Here is a 14,232-nt window from a genome sequence, read left to right as displayed (position 1 = left end):
GATCCGTTACGAACCGACCCTGCGCTTGTTCCAGACGTCGAACCCGACCGCCGCCAGCAGCACCGCTCCCTTGATGACCTGCTGCCAGTCGGTGCCGATGCCGACCAGGTTCATGCCGTTGTTGAGCACACCGAGCACCAGGCCGCCGATGATCGCGCCGAGCACCGTGCCGACGCCGCCGCTCATCGACGCGCCGCCGATGAACGAGGCCGCGATGGCCTCCAGTTCGAAGTTGAGGCCCGCCTTCGGGGAGGCCGCGTTGAAGCGGGCGGCGAAGACCAGACCCGCCAGCGCCGCGAGCATGCCCATGTTCAGGAAGACCAGGAAGGTGACCTTCTTGTCCTTCACGCCCGACAGCTTGGCCGCCGGCAGGTTGCCGCCGATCGCGTAGATGTGGCGGCCGATGATCGCGTTGCGCATCAGGTAGCCGAAGCCGACGACCAGCACGCCCAGGATGAGCAGCACGACCGGGGCGCCCTTGTAGCTGGCCAGCAGCAGTGTGACGACGAGGACGGCGGCGACCAGTGCGACCAGCTTGAGCAGGAACAGCTTGAGGGGCGGCACGTCGAGCGAGAACTCCTGCTGCCGCTTGCGGTCGCGCACCTCCTGGTACACCACGAAGGCGATCAGGGCGAAGCCCAGCAGCAGGGTGAGGTTGTGGTAGTTGGTGTTCGGGCCGACCTCGGGCAGGAAGCCGTTGGCGATCTTCTGCAGGTCCTTCGGGAACGGGCCGAGGGTCTGGCCCTTCAGGAAGATCTCGGTGAGACCGCGGAAGAGCAGCATGCCCGCGAGGGTCACGATGAAGGAGGGTATGCCCAGATAGGCGATGAAGAAGCCCTGTACGGAGCCCGCGACGGCGCCGATGGCCAGGCACAGGATCACCGCCACCGGCCACGGCAGGTCGTTGTTGACCATCAGGACGGCGGCCGTCGCGCCGATGAACGCGGTCAGTGAGCCCACCGACAGGTCGATGTGGCCCGCGATGATGACGAGCATCATGCCGATCGCGAGGATCAGGATGTAGCTGTTCTGCAGCACCAGGTTGGAGACGTTGCGCGGCAGCAGCAGGTCGCCGTCGGACCAGACCGCGAACAGCACAACGATCAGGCCGAGGGCCATCAGCATGCCGTACTGGCGCATGTTGCGGCGCATGCCGTCGAGCATCAGCTGCAGCAGGCCGCCGCCGGAACCCGCTCCGTCCTTGCCTGGCGGCGCCGGGGCCGGGGTCTTGGCGGTCACGTCCGTGCTCATCGGGTTACCTCTTTGTCCTTGTCCTTCGTCATCCGACGCATCAGCGCTTCCTGCGAGGCCTCGGCCCGCGAGAACTCACCCGTCAGCCGCCCCGCGGCCATCGTGTAGATGCGGTCGCACATGCCGAGCAGCTCCGGCAGCTCGGAGGAGATGAAGACGACCGCCTTGCCCTCGGCCGCCAGCCGGTCGATGACCGTGTAGATCTCGTACTTGGCGCCCACGTCGATGCCGCGCGTGGGCTCGTCCAGGATCAGCACCTCGGGACCCGCGAAGATCCACTTGCTGAGGACGACCTTCTGCTGGTTGCCGCCGGACAGCTTGCCCACCGGCTCGAAGACGGTCGGCGCCTTGATGTTCATGGACTTGCGGTAGTCCTCGGCGACCTGCTGCTCGCCGTGCTCGTCGACGACACCCCGTTTGGACACCTTGCCCAGCGCGGTCAGGGAGATGTTCCGGTTGATGGTGTCGATGAGGTTGAGGCCGTAGTGCTTGCGGTCCTCGGTGACGTACGCGATGCCGTGCCCGACCGCCTCGGGGACGGTCTTCGTACGGATCTCGGTGCCGTCCCTGAGGACCGTGCCGCCCGCGTGCCGGCCGTAGGTGCGGCCGAAGACGCTCATCGCCAGCTCGGTGCGGCCGGCGCCCATCAGCCCGGCGATCCCGACGATCTCGCCGCGCCGCACCTCGATGGAGACGTCGTCGACGACCTTGCGCTGCTGGTCGATGGGGTGGTGCACGGTCCAGTTGCGGATCTCCAGAGCGGGCGAGGCCCCCTCCTCGGGGTGGTGCGGTGTCCGGTCCGGGAACCGGTTCTCCAGGTCGCGGCCGACCATCCCGGAGATGATCCGGTCCTCGGTCGTCTCCGCCGCCTTCACGTCGAGCGTCTCGATGGAGCGCCCGTCGCGCAGGATCGTGACCGAGTCGGCCACCGCGCGGATCTCGTTCAGCTTGTGCGAGATGATGATCGAGGTCATGCCCTGTTCCTTCAACTGAAGGATCAGGTCGAGGAGTTTGCCGCTGTCCTCGTCGTTGAGCGCCGCCGTCGGCTCATCGAGGATGAGCAGCTTCACCTTCTTGGAGAGCGCCTTGGCGATCTCCACCAGCTGCTGCTTGCCCACACCGATGTCGGCGACGCGGGTCTCGGGGTGCTCGTCGAGACCGACCCGCCGCAGCAGTTCGGCGGCGTGCCTGAGGGTGTCGTTCCAGTTGATCAGTCCGCGCTTGGCGTGCTCGTTGCCGAGGAAGATGTTCTCCGCGATGGACAGATACGGCACCAGCGCCAGCTCCTGGTGGATGATCACGATGCCGTGCTGCTCGCTGGCCCGGATGTCCTTGAACCGGCAGGTGTCGCCCTCGAAGAGGATGTCCCCCTCGTAGCTGCCGTGCGGGTGGACTCCGGAGAGCACCTTCATCAGGGTCGACTTGCCGGCGCCGTTCTCCCCGCAGATGGCGTGGACCTCGCCCTGGCGGACGGTCAGCGTGACGTCCGACAGCGCTTTGACACCGGGAAAGGTCTTGACGATCGAGCGCATTTCCAGGACGGGTCCCGCCATGGTCGTGCCTTCCAATCCTTGAGGGAGCCCGGTTACTTGAGGTCGCTCTCGCTGTAGGTGCCGTCTTCGACGAGCGTGGTGTAGTTGGACTTGTCGACACTGACCGGCTGCAGCAGGTAGGCGGGGACGACCTTGGTGCCGTTGTCGTACGACTTGGTGTCGTTGGTCTCGGGCTTCTTGTCGTTCAGGGTGGCCTCGACCATGTTCGAGGCGACCTTGGCGAGCTTGCGCAGGTCCTTGTAGACGGTCTGGGTCTGCTCACCCGCGATGATCGACTTCACGGAGGCGAGCTCCGCGTCCTGGCCCGTGACGATCGGCATGGGCTTGCTGGCGCTGCCGTAGCCGTCCGACTTCAGGGACGACAGGATGCCGATGGAGATGCCGTCGTACGGCGAGAGCACCGCGTCCACCTTGGCGCTGCGGTAGCTGGAGGTGAGCAGGTCGTCCATGCGCTTCTGGGCGGTGCCGCCGTCCCAGCGCAGGGTGGTGACCTGGTTCAGGTCGGTCTGCTTGGAGCGGACGACGAGCTGGCCCTTGTCGAGGTAGGGCTTGAGGACGTTCATCGCGCCCTGGAAGAAGTACCGGGTGTTGTTGTCGTCGTTGGACCCGGCGAACAGCTCGATGTTGAAGGGGCCCTTCTTGCCCTCCTTCAGACCGAGCTTCTCCGCGATGTAGCCGCCCTGCAGTTCGCCGACCTTCTCGTTGTCGAACGAGGCGTAGTAGTCGACGTTCTCGGTGCCGAGGATCAGCCGGTCGTAGGAGATGACCGGGATGTCGGCGTCCTTGGCCTGCTGCATGACGTTGTTGAGCGACTTGTTGTCGATCGCGGCCACGATCAGCGCGTCCACGCCCTGCGTGATCATGTTCTCGATCTGCGAGACCTGCTGGTCCGGGTCGTCCTCGCCGTAGACGAGCTTGGTCTTGTAGCCCTTGCCCTTCAGCTCCTTGACGACGTTGGCGCCGTCGGAGATCCAGCGCTCGGAGGACTTGGTCGGCATCGCGACGCCGATGGTGGCGCCCTCGCCGCCCTTCTTGTCGTCCTCGCTGCCGCCCTCGCTGCTCTGGCCGCAGGCGGTCAGCGTGAGGGCGAGCGAGGCGGCGGAGGCTATGGCGGCGAGTGCGGCTCTGCGGTTGCGCATGGTCATCATCCTTGATGTGGGCAGGGTTCGGTCCGTGGTGCCAAGTGGCGCCGGGTGGTGCGGTGGTGCCGGGTGGTGCCGTGGTGCCGGAACGCTGGGGGCGGGTCGACCGAGAGGCAGGTGTGTGGGATTGTGCGCGGTCGTGTCGTCTTTTGAGAAGGGAGTTTCCGGAACGTTATGACGAGATCTCGAACCGGTTGAGCGGACCGGGAAGGCGGGTGCCGAGCGGGGCCATCTCCCCGTCCGCGCCGTGCCGGGCGAGCAGGTCCAGCGCGAGCCGGCCGCGCCGCACCCGTTCCTTGGCGGTGGCGAGGGTGAGTTCGCGCAGGTGGTGGCCGTACGGATAGATCCCGGGCGTCTTGGAGAGGCCGAACTTCAGATACAACGGAGCGCCGCGCCGCACCAGTTCGGCGACCTCGTACATCCGCACGTAGCCGCCGAGGTCGTCCGGGGCCTCGATGTACATGTCCATCGGCGCGGCCGAAACCCGACGTATTTCGGTCAGGTGGGCGAGCGTCAGGTCGCTGGGCACGTTGATGGAGTCCGCGCCCAGCTGCTCGTAGACCGCGTACGACGCCGGGTTGACCGGTCCGACGAGCGCCGAGAGCTTGAGCGTGGTGTCGGCCGGCAGGATGCCCGCCGCCCGCGCCCGGTGCAGCGTCCACAGCACGCCCTCGTCGGCGACGAGCAGGCACTTGACGCCCAACTCGGCGGCGCGTACGGCGTCTTCGACGCATCCGGCGACGGCGTCGTGGCCACGGGCGCGCAGGCCCCCGCCGCCCGAGTCGGTCCGGGTGGAGCCGCCGATGTCCCAGGTGCCGCGCGGTCCGGTGAACAGGCAGAGCTCGATGCCGCGTTCGGCGGTGGCCTCGACCATCTCGGTGATCTCGGCGTCGGTCAGCATCCACACGCCGCTGCCCTGGCTGATCCGGTGGATCGGCACGTCGAGGCGCGAGGACTCCTTCAGCACCACCGCCAGCGCCTCGGGACCCTCGCAGGAGGGGATCTCGGTGCGCCAGCGTCCGCCGCCCGGGAAGGAGTGCGGCGAGGCGTCGGCGGGATCGAGGGCGGGCGCGGGCAGGCCGAGGTCGGTGAGCGCCTGCTCACCGGGCCTGCGTGCGGCGGCGGTGGCGGAAGCGTCGGTCACAAGCTGTCCTTAGTGTTCAGTGTGCGATGTGCCGGACGAGGTTCGCGGCGTCGGAGGTACGTGGCGTCGGAGGTACGGCGTCGGAGGTGCGCGGCGTCGGGGGTACGCGCCGCGGAGGCGCGGTCCGTCCGCGGCCGGATGCCCGGCCCGCCCAGGGGGGTACGCCGGCACGGAGGCCGTCAGGTCGCCCCCGCACCGGCGTACGGCTCAGGGTGCGGGGTCGGGGCGCAGCAGCACCTTGCCCACCTTCGGGTCGCCGGAGCCCACCAGCTCGATGGCCTCCTCGAAGCCGCCCAGCGGAAGTTCGTGTGTCACCAGCGGCCGCGGGTCGAGCAGACCGGCCGCGAAGACCCGCACCGTGTGCGCCCAGGCGTCCGGCGGCGCCCCGAAGACGGTGTGCACCTCCAGTTGCCGTACGACCAGGTCGGTCGGGTCGAGCCCGTCGGCGCCCGCGGCCGGGATCCCGGTCAGCACCAGCCGCCCGCCCCTGCGCAGCAGCGAGGCCGCCGTGCGGGCGGCGTCCGCGGAGCCGGCGGTCTCGATCACGACGTCGACGTCGTCCGGGAGGGGCTGGTCCTTGGTCCGGAAGTCGCTCGCCCCGTACCGCCGGGACAGCGCCTCGCGGTCCCCGCGCGTGCCGACGACCAGCAACTCGGCCGGGGAGGCGGCGCGCAGGAACTGCACCGCGAACATGCCGAGCGTGCCGGTGCCGACGACGGCGACCCGCTCGCCGGGCCGGGCGTTCGCCTTCAGCGCGGCGGCGGCGATGCACGCCGCGGGCTCCAGCAGGGCGGCCGCGGTGAGGTCGGCGTCGTCGGGCAGGACGTGCAGCAGCCGGGCGGGCAGCGTCAGCGTCGGGGCCATGGCACCCGGCCGGGTGAAGCCGGTCTCCTCGTACCCCGCCGTGCACAGCGTCGTCTCGCCCGCGTGGCAGCGGTCGCAGACCTGGCAGTTGCGGAACCCCTCACCGACGACCTTCCGGCCGACGAGGGAGTCGGGCACCCCGGCACCGGCCCGCTCCACGGTCCCCGACCACTCGTGGCCGGGCGTCAGCGGGTAACGCACGTACCCCTCGGGCCGGTTGCCCTGCCAGACCTCGCGGTCGCTGCCGCAGATCCCGGCCGCGTGCACCCGCACCAGCGCCTCGCCGGGCCCGGGTTCGCGCACCTCGTGCGCCACGAGCCGGTGCACCCCGGGCGCCTCGACGACGACGGCACTGCTCATCCCTGACTCCCCTCCGGCTTGCGCTGCTCCCAGCCCTCGGCCCACAGGTCGAACCGGGCCTGCTGCTGCGGGAACTCGGCCGCCGCGTCGGTGTCCAGCTCGACGCCGAGACCGGGCGCGTCGGAGAGGTGGAAGCACCCGTCCTCGGGGTCCACCACCGGCGCGCCCTTGACCACCTTCTTGATCTCCGCGTCCGCGAAGTCGTTGAAGTGCTCCAGGATCTTGAAGTTCGGCGAGGTGAAGCCGACTTGCAGCGAGGCGGCGGTCAGCACGGGCCCGCCCACGTTGTGCGGGGCGATCAGCGTGTAGTGGGTCTCGGCGGTGGCGGCCAGCTTCCGGGTCTCCCAGATGCCGCCGATGTGGCCGACGTCGGGCTGGATGATGTCCACGGACTGGTCCTCGAACAACTCGCGGAACTCGATCCGGTCGTGGATGCGCTCACCCGTGGCGACCGGCATCTCCACCTTCTCGGCCACCTTCTTCAGGGCCTTGAGGTTCTCCGGCGGCACCGGCTCCTCCAGCCAGGCGGGCTTGAACGGCGCCAGCTCGCGGGCGAGGCGGACGGCGGTGGCGGGGGAGAAGCGCCCGTGCATCTCCAGCATCAGCTCGGCCTCGGGGCCGATGGCGTCCCGCACGGCCTCGATCAGCGACACGGCGTACAGGGTCTGCTCGTGGTCCAGCTCGAAGTGCCCGGTGCCGAACGGATCGATCTTCAACGCCCGGTACCCGCGCTCCACGACCCCCTGCGCGGCCTTGTGGTACGCCTCCGGGGTCCGCTCGGTCGTGTACCACCCGTTGGCGTACGCCTTGACCTTGTCGGTGACCCTGCCGCCCAGCAGCTGCCACACCGGGACACCGAGGGCCTTGCCCTTGATGTCCCAGCACGCCATCTCGACGACGGCGATCCCGGACATCACGATCTCGCCCGCGCGGCCGTAGTCGCCGTACTTCATGCGCCGGACCAGGTCCTCGACAGCGAACGGGTCCGAACCGAGAATGTGGTTGGCCTCGGCCTCCTTCAGGTATCCGAGGAGGGCGTCGGTGTGGCCCAGCATCCGGGTCTCGCCGACACCGGTGATGCCCTCGTCGGTGTGCACCTGGACGTAGGTCAGGTTGCGCCACGGCGTCCCGACCACGTGTGTGCTGATTCCGGTGATGCGCACGGCGGCTGCCCCTCGGCTTGTTCGATATTTCGTCACGCGTTCGAAATGCTGGCGTGACAGTAAGGACGGTGCGGTCGGAGTGTCAATGGGTCGGACAGGTAACGGTTTCGGCAGTTTCACCGGCACGGGCGGAACGATCCCGCCCGCTTCCCTACACAACTTTCACAGCCACCTCTAGGAACCCGGCGGCCCCAGAACTTAACCTGCCCGCGTCATGGACTACTGCCACCCGTGCCGACGGCACCTCAACGGCGCCCTCGCCTGCCCGGGCTGCGGCACCCCCGCCGCCGAACCCCCGTCGTCGCAAGCCCCCTTGGCGGCAGGTGACGATGCGGCCCGAGGGCCGTCCGACGACGAATCCCCCGAGGACGACACCTCGCCCGGCGCCCGGGCGAGCCGCCGCGACCGCAAGGCCGCCGCACACCGCCGGCGCCGCCGCCGGACCCTGCTCATCACCGCGGGCTTCGTCCTGGCGGCCGGCGGGCTGAGCCTGGCGGAACTCGGCATGGACGCCCCCGGCTCCCCGGCGAAGCCCGCGAGCGCCGGGGACGAGACGGCGGACGGCGACGCGACGCGCGAGGTGGGGGAGGCGTCGGCGCTCCCGGCCGGCGAGACCTCGAAAGGCCCCACGCCCTCGCTGTCGGCGTCCCCTGGCGCCTCGTCCTCGCCCTCCGGTTCGGCGTCCGAGTCGGGTGCGGAGTCGCCGGACGCGGAGAAGTCCGACGAGGCGCGGGACTCGGACTCCCCGGAGGCGTCCCGCCCCGGGCCGTCGGACGACACCCCCGACACCTCGGACCCGGCCCCTTCCTCCCCCGAGTCCGACGACGACCCGCCCCCGTCCACCAGCCCGACTTCGCCGGAGTCCCCGGACCCGGCACCCACGGAGACGTGCGACCAGTTCCTGTGGTGGTGCACGTAGGAGCGGCGCGCGCCCGGTGCGGGCGGGACGGCCTCAGCGCCGTGCGATGAAACGGGCGATCTCGGCCGCCACGGCCTCGGGGACGACCGACGGCGCGAAGTGCGTCTGGCCGGGGAACGTCGCGCGGGTGACGTCGGGCAGCGCTTCGGCGAGCCGGTCGAGAACGGCCGGCATGGGCTGCCAGGTGTCGGCGCCGCCCATCAGCAGCGTCGGGACGGTGACGCCGGACCAGCGCTCCACGTCCGCCGAGTCGGCGGCCATGGATTCGAGGTCGCGGTGCCAGCCGGCCGTGTCGTCGGGTTCGTCGCCGGCGGGCGCGCCCGCGTCCATGAGGTCCAGCAGCGCGGCCGGGACGCGGGCCACCTTCTCCGCGAGCAGCCGGTCGGTGCCTCGCCGGTCACCGCTCGCGACCAGTTCCTCGAACTCGTCCAGCACGGGCCCCAGTTCGCCGCCGGCCGCGTACAGCGGCGGTTCCCACAGCACGAGCGAGCGCACCGGCAGCCCCGCCGCGGCGGCGTGCAGGGCGACGGTGGCGCCGTAGGACATGCCGACCAGGTGGACGGGGCGGCCGACGGCGTCGATCAGTGCCCCCACGTCCCGCACCTCGTCGGCGAAGCGCTTCGGCGACCGGCCCGGCCCGCTCGGGGCGTACCCGCGGCGCGCGGGCGTCCACAACTCGAACCGGCCGGCGAGGTGTTGGGCCACCGGCTGCCAGGAGTGCAGCCCGCCGCCGGAGCCGTGGACCATGACGACCGGCGGGCCCGAGCCGAGCCGTGCGTAGCTGATGGCGGTGGCGTCGAAGGACTCGAACGACGCGACGGCTGCGCGGGACTGTGACGACTCGCTCTCACTTGGCATGCCCGGACGGTCGCACGTCCCGTCCGGGCGGGTCCACCGAATACCGCCGCGGAAGCTCCGGCCCGTCCGCGCGTCAGTGAGCGGCCTCTCCGGTGCACGCGCTCGACGGCGCGGTCTTGAAGACCGCCCACACACTCTTCCCGACGACGTCCTGTGTGATTCCCGTGTCGTCGGCGACCTCCCGGACCAGGTGCAGGCCGCGTCCCGAACACGCCTCCAAGTCGGCTTCCGGGGCGTCGATACTGACCTGTCGATCACCGCTGTCCCGCACCGCCAGGCGGATCGCCGAGCCGTCGAGCGTGAGGCTCACGCAGTACTCCCTGCCGGGCGGTGCTCCGTGGAGCAGGGCGTTGGTGGCCAACTCCGAGACGCAGAGCGTTATGTCGTCCAGTCGATCGGTGTGACCCCAGTCCGCCAGGACCTGACGAACGAAAACGCGGGCGTCGCGCACCGAGGCGCGCGAGCGTGGGAAGCGCCGGTGTTGTGACACGGGCACGGGGGCCACCTCCGGAAGCTTGGGGCGTCCAAACGACGAGGCGACCTTACTGGTTTTTGTGAAAGGTAGCCAGGTGGCAGGATGGTGGGGAACACATGGATGAAGTCGCCTGACGTTGGGCGCCGACGGGCGCAAGCGTCGGCTGCGAGGAGGGCCTGATGAGTGTGAACAGCTGGGTCAGCACGTCTTTGCCGTATCTCACGCCGCAGGCGACGGGGCGCGGTGACGCCTGGGCCGCCGAGGCCGAGGCGCAGGGGCGCCGGGGAACCCAGCGCATCCTGTACGCGGGCGAGGCGCCCGCACCCGCCGAGGTCGCGGGACTGCTCCGCATCCCCGAAGGAGATCCGGTCGTCGTGCGCCGGCGCCTGATCCTTCTCGACGAGCGTCCGAACGAACTGACCGATACCTACTACCCGTCGGCCATTGCCCAGGGCACCGACCTGGCGCGCACCGCCAAGATCCGGGGCGGCGCCGTCACCTTGCTCGCCGAACTCGGTCACGTCGGCGTCCGGGTGAGCGAGGACGTGACGGCCGCGATGCCGGACGAGGAGGAGAGGCGGACCTTGGAGACCGCCCCCGGCGATCCGGTCCTGCGGCTCACCCGCCTGACGCTCGACCGCGACGACCGCCCGATCCAGGTGGACCGTATGGTGATGCCTGCGCTGCGGCAGAGGCTGCGCTACACGATCGAGATCGGATGACCGTGCCCCGGGCAGAGACGGAATACGTCGACCGTCGTTCCCTCCACGAGCGCATCGCCGCCGATCTGCGCGACGACATCATGAGTGGCGAACTGGCGCCGGGCGCGAGCCTTCCCTCGACGGCGCGGCTCAAGGAGCGCTTCGACGCGTCGAACGCCACCGTGCAGAAGGCGTTGCAACTCCTCAAAGAGGAGGATCTCGTGGTCGGCAGAGCGGGAGCCTCCGTCACCGTCCGCGAGCACCGCCGGCGTACGGTCGCACCGGCCGCGCTCTCCACCGCCGACCGCTGGCTCACGGAAGCCGCCAAGCACGGCACTCACGCCCGCAGCGTCCTCCGTGATGTCGCAGAGGTCCGCCCACCCGCCGACGTCCGTTCCGCCTTGAACCTCCCCGTGGACGGCACGGCGCTGCTGCGCAGCCAGATCCTCCTCATCGACGACGAGCCGGCAGAACTCGTTGATTGCTATTACCCGTTGGCCATCGCCGAGGGCACGGCTCTCATGGAGCGCCGTCGGATCAAAGGCGGTACGCCCGCGCTTCTGGCGGAACTGGGCCACTCCGCGCGCCGAAGCGTGGACCGGATCTCCGCCGAAATCCCGACCCAGGAGCAGTACCGGTCTCTCCGCCTGACCAGCAGCACGCCCGTCCTGCGCACCCTCCGGGTCGTCCACGGCGCCGGGGACAGCCCGGTCGAGGTGACGGTCATGGTGAAGGCCGGACACCTCTACGAGTTGCGGTACGAGTTCTGAGCCGACCTCCCTGGTCATCGGTTACCGGGGAGTCCGGGCAGATCAGCTGTGGGCAGCCGTGTCGGTGCCGTTTCGGCGGACGACCTTGTGGCACCCGCGTTCGAGCCCTCGCACGCGCCCGTAGGAACGGGTGTCGGCAGGTGAGAGCGCCCGTATGCTGGCCGTGTACCGCCTGTCGAGTCACGCTGCGGCTGCCGGGCGGACGAGGAGGTGAAAGCGAATGAGCGTTGCCGTCGACCACACAGGGCCCTGGACCGTTGCCGACGTCCTCGCCCTGCCCGAAGACCGTGCCACCCGCTACGAGCTGCTGGGGGAGTCCCTCGTCATGTCCCCCGCCCCCGGAGTCCGCCATCAGCGGGCCTCGTTCCGCCTCCACGTCGCCCTGGACGCGGCCGCCCGGGCCGTCGGCGCACCGGTGGAGATTCTGGAGGGCGTCAACGTCGTCCTGCCGTCAGGTCTGGTCGTTCCTGACCTGGTCGTGGTCGACGCCGGCGCGACCGCTGACGATCCCGTCACCGTCGACGTCGACGCGGTTCAGCTTGTCGTCGAACTCGTCTCCCCGGGCAACAGCACCATGGACCGCAAGGTCAAGCCCATGCTGTACGCCGAGGCGGCCATCCCGCACTTCTGGCGACTCGAGTTCGACCCCGCCCCCATGCTCGCCGTCTACGAACTGCAGGGCGGCCGGTACGTGGAGCGGACGACTGCGCTCTCCGGCACGACCACGCACCTGGACGACCCGTTCCCCATCGCAATCGACCCCACTGGACTCGCACGGCCTTAGGCATCGTCCTGCGGCAGCATGGACGGCGACCTGGCCCGGGGACAGGCCGAGCGAGGTGAAGGTCAGCTCCCCGCCGCCCCCTCCCCGACCATCAGCCGCAGCGCGTCCCGCAGGGACACCCGTTCCTGCTCCGACAGGCCCGCCAGCGGCGCCCGGGCGAAGGACAGCGACTCCCGCAGGCCCCGGGCCACCCGGCGCCCCTCCTCCGTCGCCGCCGCGACCTTGACGCGCCGGTCGCCGGGATCGGACCGGCGTTCCACCAGGCCGCGCGCCTCCAGGCGGTCGACGATGCCCGTGACGTTCGACGGCTCGCACTTCAGCCGGTGGGCCAGCTTGCGCATCGGCAGCGGCTCCAGTGAGAGCAGGCTGAGCAGCTTGGCCTGGGCGCCGGTCAGGGCGCGCTCCGCCGCCGCCTCCTCGTAGTCGGCGTGGAAGCGGGCCACGACCTCGCCGATCAGCTCGACGACTTCGAGGGTGAGCGCGTCGGGTCGGCGCGTGGTGTCGCGTGGTGTGGCCATGGAATCCAGGGTACCCATTTGTTTGACAAGCTGAAATGTTCAGCCGCATGGTTGTTTCATGGGCTGAAACACCTCCGGCGTCCCCAGGGCGTCCCCCGGAGCCTGTAGAAGCCGGAGAGCCCGAAGGGCACACCACGTCCCCGCATCCCCCGTATCCCCGCAAAGGCGACCCTCATGACCGACTCCCCCGCACTCCCCTCCGTCAACCGCGCATGGCACCTGGTCACCCGCCCGGTCGGCTGGCCCAAGCCCGAGGACTTCGCGCTCGTCGAGGCGGAGGTCCCCACCCCGCGCGACGGCCAGGTCCTGGTCCGCAACCTGTACGTCTCCGTCGACCCCTACATGCGCGGCCGCATGAGCGCCGCCAAGTCCTACGCCGACCCCTACGAGCTGAACAAGCCCATGCTGGGCGGAGCCGTCGGTGAGGTCGTCGCCTCCCGCGCCGAGGGCTTCGCGGTCGGCGACCACGTCCTGCACTCCTTCGGCTGGCGCGAGTACGCCGCCCTGGACGCCAAGAACGCCGTCAAGGTCGACCCGGACGCCGCGCCGCTGTCGACGTACCTCGGCGTGCTCGGCATGACCGGGCTCACCGCCTACGTCGGGCTGCTGCGCACCGCCTCCTTCCAGGAGGGCGACACGGTCTTCGTCTCCGGCGCGGCCGGGGCCGTCGGCAGCCAGGTGGGGCAGATCGCGAAGCTGAAGGGCGCCTCCCGGGTCATCGGCTCGGCCGGGTCGGACGAGAAGGTCGGGCTGCTCGTCGACGAGTACGGCTTCGACGCCGCCTTCAACTACAAGGACGGCCCGGTGAGCAAGCAGCTGCGCGCCGCCGCCCCGGACGGCATCGACGTCTACTTCGACAACGTGGGCGGCGAGCACCTGGAGGCCGCCATCGGCTCCCTCAACCTGAACGGCCGCATCGCCATCTGCGGCGCGATCTCCGTGTACAACAACACCGAGCCAGCCCCCGGCCCGAAGAACCTCGCCCGCCTCATCCAGACCCGCGGCCGCATCGAGGGCTTCCTGGTCGGCGACCACTACGACCTCCAGCCGCAGTTCGTCGAGGAGGTCGGCCCGTGGGTCGCCTCGGGCGCGCTGAAGTACCGCGAGACGGTCGTCGAGGGCATCGAGAACAACCTGGAGGCGTTCCTCGGCGTCCTGCGCGGCGACAACACCGGGAAGATGATCGTCAAGATCTGAGCTTCCGCCACCGGGCGGATCTTCCCGTCGCTTCCGGCATGCGGTAACGTCTTTCCGAAATTCGTCGTGATCGTGGGCGCGAGTCACGGCGGACCGAGCAGGAAGACACCCGCATGCCCCTCCAGCAGTCCGAGGTCCTCTAGACCGCCGTCGCCACCGCCGAGAACGGCCGCGACGGACGGGTGGCCACCGATGACGGCAAGCTCGACGTGGTCGTGAACCCGCCCAGGGAGATGGGCGGCAACGGCGCCGGCACCAACCCGGAGCAGCTCTTCGCCGCCGGGTACAGCGCCTGCTTCCAGGGCGCGCTCGGCGTCGTGGCCCGCCAGGAGGGCGCCGACGTCACCGGTTCGACCGTCACCGCGAAGGTCGGCATCGGCAAGAACGACGACGGGTTCGGCGTCATCGTGGAGATCTCCGCGCAGATCCCGGCGGTCGACGCCGCCACCGCCCGGTCCCTGGTGGAGAAGGCCCACCAGGTCTGCCCGTACTCGAAGGCGACCCGGGGCGACGTCACCGTGACGCTCGCCTGA

14 protein-coding genes and 1 pseudogene are annotated in these 14,232 nt (G+C 70.1%); 6 read left to right on the top strand and 9 right to left on the bottom strand.

The genetic code is table 11. From position 1 onward, the window contains the following. Positions 1–6 precede the first annotated feature (6 nt). From mmsB to IG94_RS0110320, 6 genes are all read right to left on the bottom strand, one after another. Positions 7–1,251: a multiple monosaccharide ABC transporter permease gene (mmsB, locus tag IG94_RS0110345; protein ID WP_031033752.1), complete on the bottom strand. Its 1,245-nt coding sequence runs from the start codon at positions 1,249–1,251 to the stop codon at positions 7–9. Continuing rightward, on the bottom strand, positions 1,248–2,804 hold the full coding sequence (gene mmsA / locus IG94_RS0110340; protein WP_031033750.1) for a multiple monosaccharide ABC transporter ATP-binding protein: 1,557 nt from the start codon (positions 2,802–2,804) through the stop codon (positions 1,248–1,250). The genes mmsB and mmsA overlap by 4 nt, the downstream gene beginning before the upstream one ends. Positions 2,805–2,836: 32 nt before the next feature. Next, the gene (gene chvE, locus IG94_RS0110335) at positions 2,837–3,943 is read right to left on the bottom strand and encodes a multiple monosaccharide ABC transporter substrate-binding protein (protein WP_031033748.1); all 1,107 of its coding nucleotides are present in this window, start codon (positions 3,941–3,943) and stop codon (positions 2,837–2,839) included. 175 nt (positions 3,944–4,118) lie between these two features. After that, positions 4,119–5,090, bottom strand: coding sequence for a hypothetical protein (locus tag IG94_RS0110330; protein WP_031033747.1), 972 nt, complete (start codon positions 5,088–5,090; stop codon positions 4,119–4,121). 207 nt (positions 5,091–5,297) lie between these two features. Next, a complete protein-coding gene (locus IG94_RS0110325) occupies positions 5,298–6,314 on the bottom strand; it encodes a zinc-dependent alcohol dehydrogenase (RefSeq protein ID WP_031033746.1) in 1,017 nt (338 codons plus the stop codon). After that, positions 6,311–7,477 (bottom strand): mandelate racemase/muconate lactonizing enzyme family protein, encoded by a 1,167-nt coding sequence (locus IG94_RS0110320; protein ID WP_031033745.1) that lies wholly within the window; start codon positions 7,475–7,477, stop codon positions 6,311–6,313. The genes IG94_RS0110325 and IG94_RS0110320 overlap by 4 nt, the downstream gene beginning before the upstream one ends. 214 nt (positions 7,478–7,691) lie before the next feature. On the opposite strand from IG94_RS0110320, the gene IG94_RS43100 reads away from it, so the two are divergent. Beyond that, entirely contained in the window at positions 7,692–8,396 is a 705-nt protein-coding gene (locus IG94_RS43100) for an SCO2400 family protein (protein ID WP_031033744.1), read from the top strand. Between the two features lie 33 nt (positions 8,397–8,429). Here IG94_RS43100 and IG94_RS0110310 read toward each other — a convergent pair whose 3' ends face one another. Further along, a complete protein-coding gene (locus tag IG94_RS0110310) occupies positions 8,430–9,254 on the bottom strand; it encodes an alpha/beta fold hydrolase (RefSeq protein WP_052410616.1) in 825 nt (274 codons plus the stop codon). 73 nt (positions 9,255–9,327) lie between these two features. Beyond that, positions 9,328–9,750, bottom strand: coding sequence for an ATP-binding protein (locus IG94_RS0110305; protein ID WP_031033742.1), 423 nt, complete (start codon positions 9,748–9,750; stop codon positions 9,328–9,330). A 158-nt stretch (positions 9,751–9,908) separates the two neighbouring features. Between IG94_RS0110305 and IG94_RS0110300 the strand changes: the two genes are divergently transcribed. The 3 genes from IG94_RS0110300 to IG94_RS0110290 all read left to right on the top strand — a co-directional run bounded on the left by IG94_RS0110300 (position 9,909) and on the right by IG94_RS0110290 (position 11,984). After that, complete coding sequence (locus IG94_RS0110300; protein ID WP_031033741.1) at positions 9,909–10,451, top strand: GntR family transcriptional regulator; 543 nt, start codon at positions 9,909–9,911, stop codon at positions 10,449–10,451. Beyond that, positions 10,448–11,200, top strand: a complete 753-nt coding sequence (locus IG94_RS0110295; protein WP_031033739.1) for a GntR family transcriptional regulator — start codon at positions 10,448–10,450, stop codon at positions 11,198–11,200. Before IG94_RS0110300 ends, IG94_RS0110295 begins: the two co-directional genes overlap by 4 nt. Before the next feature lie 220 nt (positions 11,201–11,420). After that, positions 11,421–11,984: a Uma2 family endonuclease gene (locus tag IG94_RS0110290; protein WP_031033737.1), complete on the top strand. Its 564-nt coding sequence runs from the start codon at positions 11,421–11,423 to the stop codon at positions 11,982–11,984. A 62-nt stretch (positions 11,985–12,046) separates the two neighbouring features. Here the strand turns inward: IG94_RS0110290 and IG94_RS0110285 are convergent, their stop codons facing one another. After that, positions 12,047–12,502 (bottom strand): MarR family winged helix-turn-helix transcriptional regulator, encoded by a 456-nt coding sequence (locus IG94_RS0110285; RefSeq protein WP_031033734.1) that lies wholly within the window; start codon positions 12,500–12,502, stop codon positions 12,047–12,049. A gap of 174 nt (positions 12,503–12,676) precedes the next feature. Here IG94_RS0110285 and IG94_RS0110280 point away from each other — a divergent pair, with 174 nt between their 5' ends. After that, on the top strand, positions 12,677–13,699 hold the full coding sequence (locus tag IG94_RS0110280; RefSeq protein WP_031033732.1) for an NADP-dependent oxidoreductase: 1,023 nt from the start codon (positions 12,677–12,679) through the stop codon (positions 13,697–13,699). Positions 13,700–13,812: 113 nt separating this feature from the next. After that, a pseudogene (locus tag IG94_RS38500) lies at positions 13,813–14,232 on the top strand (organic hydroperoxide resistance protein).

Source organism: Streptomyces olivaceus (assembly GCF_000721235.1).
GTDB classification, from domain to species: domain Bacteria; phylum Actinomycetota; class Actinomycetes; order Streptomycetales; family Streptomycetaceae; genus Streptomyces; species Streptomyces olivaceus.
The sequence above is the reverse complement of the archived record's forward strand: the minus strand, read 5'-3'. Positions and strand labels throughout refer to the sequence as shown.

What these genes read in the sequence shown, in the direction of transcription:
- mmsB (WP_031033752.1), bottom strand. Translation starts at nt 1,251, where the DNA reads ATGAGCACGGACGTGACCGCCAAGACCCCGGCCCCGGCGCCGCCAGGC.
- mmsA (WP_031033750.1), bottom strand. Translation starts at nt 2,804, where the DNA reads ATGGCGGGACCCGTCCTGGAAATGCGCTCGATCGTCAAGACCTTTCCC.
- chvE (WP_031033748.1), bottom strand. Translation starts at nt 3,943, where the DNA reads ATGCGCAACCGCAGAGCCGCACTCGCCGCCATAGCCTCCGCCGCCTCG.
- IG94_RS0110325 (WP_031033746.1), bottom strand. Translation starts at nt 6,314, where the DNA reads ATGAGCAGTGCCGTCGTCGTCGAGGCGCCCGGGGTGCACCGGCTCGTG.
- IG94_RS43100 (WP_031033744.1), top strand. Translation starts at nt 7,692, where the DNA reads ATGGACTACTGCCACCCGTGCCGACGGCACCTCAACGGCGCCCTCGCC.
- IG94_RS0110310 (WP_052410616.1), bottom strand. Translation starts at nt 9,254, where the DNA reads ATGCCAAGTGAGAGCGAGTCGTCACAGTCCCGCGCAGCCGTCGCGTCG.
- IG94_RS0110300 (WP_031033741.1), top strand. Translation starts at nt 9,909, where the DNA reads ATGAGTGTGAACAGCTGGGTCAGCACGTCTTTGCCGTATCTCACGCCG.
- IG94_RS0110295 (WP_031033739.1), top strand. Translation starts at nt 10,448, where the DNA reads ATGACCGTGCCCCGGGCAGAGACGGAATACGTCGACCGTCGTTCCCTC.
- IG94_RS0110290 (WP_031033737.1), top strand. Translation starts at nt 11,421, where the DNA reads ATGAGCGTTGCCGTCGACCACACAGGGCCCTGGACCGTTGCCGACGTC.
- IG94_RS0110285 (WP_031033734.1), bottom strand. Translation starts at nt 12,502, where the DNA reads ATGGCCACACCACGCGACACCACGCGCCGACCCGACGCGCTCACCCTC.
- IG94_RS0110280 (WP_031033732.1), top strand. Translation starts at nt 12,677, where the DNA reads ATGACCGACTCCCCCGCACTCCCCTCCGTCAACCGCGCATGGCACCTG.